The sequence below is a fragment of the Methanobrevibacter sp. genome, assembly GCF_015062985.1.
GTDB lineage: Archaea > Methanobacteriota > Methanobacteria > Methanobacteriales > Methanobacteriaceae > Methanocatella.
Genome location: NZ_SUTI01000042.1, coordinates 1 through 3,721, shown reverse-complemented (window position 1 = coordinate 3,721; position 3,721 = coordinate 1). Strand labels below are relative to the sequence as shown.

The following is a 3,721-nucleotide window of genomic DNA, read 5'->3' as shown; positions in this document are numbered from 1 at the left end:
ATGATGATATTGAAAAGCAGTATCACATGGAAGGGGAAACCAATCCTCAGGCAAAGGTGATTGTAACCGACAACAACAAGGCTCTTCCTACAACAAGAATAACCTGCTATAAGTGTGGGGGAACAAAGGGCTACTGGTGGACAGTCCAGACTCGTTCAGCCGATGAGGCACCAACTAATTTTATCAGATGCGCAAAATGTGGTAACACATGGAGAAGCTCCAATTAGAACAGGAATTACTTAGTAAATAACAATTGTAGATTAAATTTTTAATTTTTTTTCTTTTGAATTATACTTGATAATTTATACACAAGTTATATCATCTTTGTGTGATAAAATATTAATTGATTGATATGGGATGGGATGAGAATAGAACTTCAGGTTTAGATGTCAAGTGTCCTAAATGTGGTAGGTTGCACAGTGCGTTTACTCAATGCCCAGATTGTGGGTATAGCAATGAATTGAGTGAATATCTTAAACAGGATATACAACATGATTTATATACTTCTTACGATTATGAGCGTTCTCATCTAGATAGGTTAATCTGTAGCGTCTGTGGTTCCGCATATAATAGATACAAGTATGAGAAATGTCCTATTTGTTATCCTAAATGCCCTAAATGTGGTAAATATTATAGTAACTATTTAGACTATTGTCCTGATTGCTATACTGAGTGTCCTAAATGTGGTAAAATTTATTATGCTGATGATGGATATTGTCCTAATTGTTATATTAAATGTTCTGAATGTGGTAAAGTTTATAGAAAAAAATTAAAGCTTTGCCCTGATTGTTATATTGAATGTTCCAAATGTGGTAGAATTTATAGAAAAAAATTAGGTTCTTGTCCACATTGTAATAAAGAATGTCCTGATTGTGGTAAAATCTATAACAAGGTTGATTATGATCTTTGTCCGCATTGTAATCCTAAATGCCCTGATTGTGATATGATTTATAGTAAAGAACTAAGTTTATGTCCTAATTGCAATATAGAATGTAGTAACTGTGGTAAGATTTATAACACTCATGTTAATGGCTCTTGCCCTCATTGCAAAGATGAACTTATAAAATTAATTGCCTTGGTATTGTTAGGATTTATAATATTAATAATAATTATGATTAATTTCTAAAAAGCCGATTGATGTACACCTGTTTCCAGAAGAGATACAACAATCTATTAACAATAATAATTTAAGATAGTGGTGACAGACAGAGTAACAAGATTAATGCAAGGGTGTTTTATATGTTAATTTCTCCAAAAAATTTCATAAAAAGATATGAAAATGCATCATTAGATGAAATTTACAAAGTGAAAAATAGTATAATGAAATTCATCATAGAATATGAATCCGGCAAATATGATGAAATAGACCATTTAAGATGCCCCAGTTACAGCAGCCAATATCACAATGATAAAAAAATCCTTGTAGGATTAAATAAGTTAATAGAAATTAAAAAGCGAGAAACTAGAATTAATGATAATAATCACTTAGTCGATGACCTTGAGAAGATAGTTAATATGTATAAAGAAGGGTTGCTAACTGATGAAGAGTTTGCTGCGATGAAAAAGAAATTGATTGATGGTTAATTAGAGGTATATTATGGCCAATGATTCGATTATTTGGAATTTTCAAAATGAGGGTAAACCTTTTGATGAGCTTCCAAGTATAGTCAAAAGAAATCCTAAGTTGTTATATGAATATGTTCATACAGGTGAAATGCCTAATGCTGATTTAATTGAAGAATTAACCAATGATTATAAGGTAAAAGTAAATGAAATGATTGATAGTATGCAAAAAAATATGTCATACTTTGAAGAAGATTTTTATTTTGATGCATCTGAAGCTGAGCATAAATTAAAAAATATTTTAGACCAACATTTTGATATGCTTATTGAAAATGGATACTTTAACTTTTTAATCAGTTTTGAAGAGGAATACTTGAATATGCCTTATACGGAGAAACCTTTAAGCTTAAAAAGGATTGAAAAGAAAGTGTTAAGTGAATGTAACAAGCTTCAGCAATGGTTTAACAAAGCACAATTGGAAGATTATAGTCAAATCTTATGGTCAAAAATTATGATAATGCTGGCAAAAGATGCAATAAAAGAACTTGAAGAATGATATATATGATGGTTGATCCAGTAAGTTTTAGAAAAGCGTTGGAAAATGCAACACTTAAAGAAATCATAAAAGAACGAGATAAACTAATACGGGAAATTCGAAGGTATGAAAAAGGTAAAATACTCGAAGAAGAATGTTGGGCAAGTCCAAGTCCTGAAATGATTTATTTTATGAATAATTTATATCTGGCAGAGTTATGCTATTTAATTAATGAAAAAGATGAAGAAAAAGATGAGTATTAAATGGTAATTAATATGATTGATCGAGAAAATTTCAGAAAATCATTAGAAAATGCAACACTGGAGGAACTCATTAAAAAACGAGATGAAATCATGCTAGAAATCCGCAGGTATGAAAAAGATAAGGAGCTAAGGGAATGTGATTTCTATGAATCTCCTCCTAAATTCATTTATCTCATGAACCAGGAATATCTCGCAGAATTATGTCACTTAATTAATGAAAAACAATTAAAAAAATAGTGATTAGCTTTCTAATTCATTTTTTATCTCTTCTAACCTGCAAAGCAAATTATAATATGTGCCATCTGCCAAGCAATCATCATAGAATCCCCAACCCATGTGACGATCTAACCTATGAATAAATGTAAAAACAGTTATTATCTCAAGAAATTCCAATTTTTCTTTAGACAACTCATCAACATATCTTTTCCCATATTTCTTTTTTAATATTTCCATATTGTCAATATAATTAACATCCAACATCTTATACATATATAACAGCATTGTAAAATCATGTGGATCAAATTGAGGATTATTTTCTTCAAGCATTGGCTTGTACTGCAGATAAAAATCTACTAAAATCAGTTCTTCTGGTCTTTGGAAAACGCCAACTGTCATCAATTATTATTTTTCTCATAATTCCTATTTTGCATTTATTGTAATTAACATTTTTTGTATTAGTCCCTTCTAACGATTATCATTGTGGTATCGTCAAATTGCTCTTGGCTGTTGCAGAACTCGTCAATGTCCTTTTTGACGCAATCGATTATTGCGCTTACCTCATCGTTTTGATGTTCGTTGAGGATGTTTTTCAATCTTTCATCGCCGTAGAATCCATTGTAGTTGTCATTTGCTTCTGTAACTCCATCAGTGTAGAGAAATATTGCATCATTTGAGTTTAATTGTATTTCATGGGTTTCGTAAGGCATATCTTCCATTGCGGCCAGTACAAGGTCTGGGGAACTGTTTAGATATTCAAATCCATCTCCTTTTTTAACCAGTGGAGGATTGTGGCCTGCGTTGACATAGGACACCTTACCGGTTCTTGTGTTTATCTTTCCAAGCCAGCAGGTTACGAACAGTGTTTCGGAATTTCCTTCGCATAACTCATTGTTGACTTCATAGAACACTTTGGAAAGGTCATTGTATTGTTTTGCATATTCCTGGATTAATGTCATTGCCTTAACCATTATCAGTGCTGCTGTAACTCCTTTTCCGCTCACATCACCTATTACAAAACCGACATGCTCATCATCTATATCGAAGTAGTCATAGAAATCACCGCCCACTTCACGTGCGGCTTCCATGGACCCCCAAAGAGTAATGTTTTTGCCTTCGTAGAATTCTGCAAATTTAGTTGGTA

At 32.0% G+C, this 3,721-nt stretch carries 8 protein-coding genes; 6 read left to right on the top strand and 2 right to left on the bottom strand.

Features of this window, described 5'->3' with window-relative positions:
• From E7Z77_RS09765 to E7Z77_RS09740, 6 genes are all read left to right on the top strand, one after another.
• Positions 1–227: zinc ribbon domain-containing protein (locus tag E7Z77_RS09765; RefSeq protein WP_292753585.1), on the top strand; the 227-nt coding region annotated here is incomplete at its 5' end.
• A gap of 125 nt (positions 228–352) precedes the next feature.
• A complete protein-coding gene (locus tag E7Z77_RS09760) occupies positions 353–1,126 on the top strand; it encodes a hypothetical protein (RefSeq protein WP_292753584.1) in 774 nt (257 codons plus the stop codon).
• Between the two features lie 113 nt (positions 1,127–1,239).
• Complete coding sequence (locus E7Z77_RS09755; protein WP_292753582.1) at positions 1,240–1,584, top strand: SHOCT domain-containing protein; 345 nt, start codon at positions 1,240–1,242, stop codon at positions 1,582–1,584.
• A 13-nt stretch (positions 1,585–1,597) separates the two neighbouring features.
• The gene (locus E7Z77_RS09750; protein WP_292753580.1) at positions 1,598–2,119 is read left to right on the top strand and encodes a hypothetical protein; all 522 of its coding nucleotides are present in this window, start codon (positions 1,598–1,600) and stop codon (positions 2,117–2,119) included.
• Between the two features lie 5 nt (positions 2,120–2,124).
• Complete coding sequence (locus E7Z77_RS09745; RefSeq protein WP_292753577.1) at positions 2,125–2,361, top strand: hypothetical protein; 237 nt, start codon at positions 2,125–2,127, stop codon at positions 2,359–2,361.
• Between the two features lie 12 nt (positions 2,362–2,373).
• Positions 2,374–2,598, top strand: a complete 225-nt coding sequence (locus tag E7Z77_RS09740) for a hypothetical protein (RefSeq protein ID WP_292753574.1) — start codon at positions 2,374–2,376, stop codon at positions 2,596–2,598.
• Between the two features lie 3 nt (positions 2,599–2,601).
• On the opposite strand, the gene E7Z77_RS09735 is transcribed toward E7Z77_RS09740, so the two are convergent.
• Positions 2,602–2,976 carry a hypothetical protein gene (locus tag E7Z77_RS09735; RefSeq protein ID WP_292753572.1) on the bottom strand — a complete coding sequence of 125 codons (375 nt, stop codon included), beginning with the start codon at positions 2,974–2,976 and terminating at the stop codon, positions 2,602–2,604.
• Positions 2,977–3,035: 59 nt separating this feature from the next.
• The coding region (locus tag E7Z77_RS09730) for a PP2C family protein-serine/threonine phosphatase (protein WP_292753570.1) at positions 3,036–3,721 on the bottom strand (686 nt) is incomplete at its 5' end.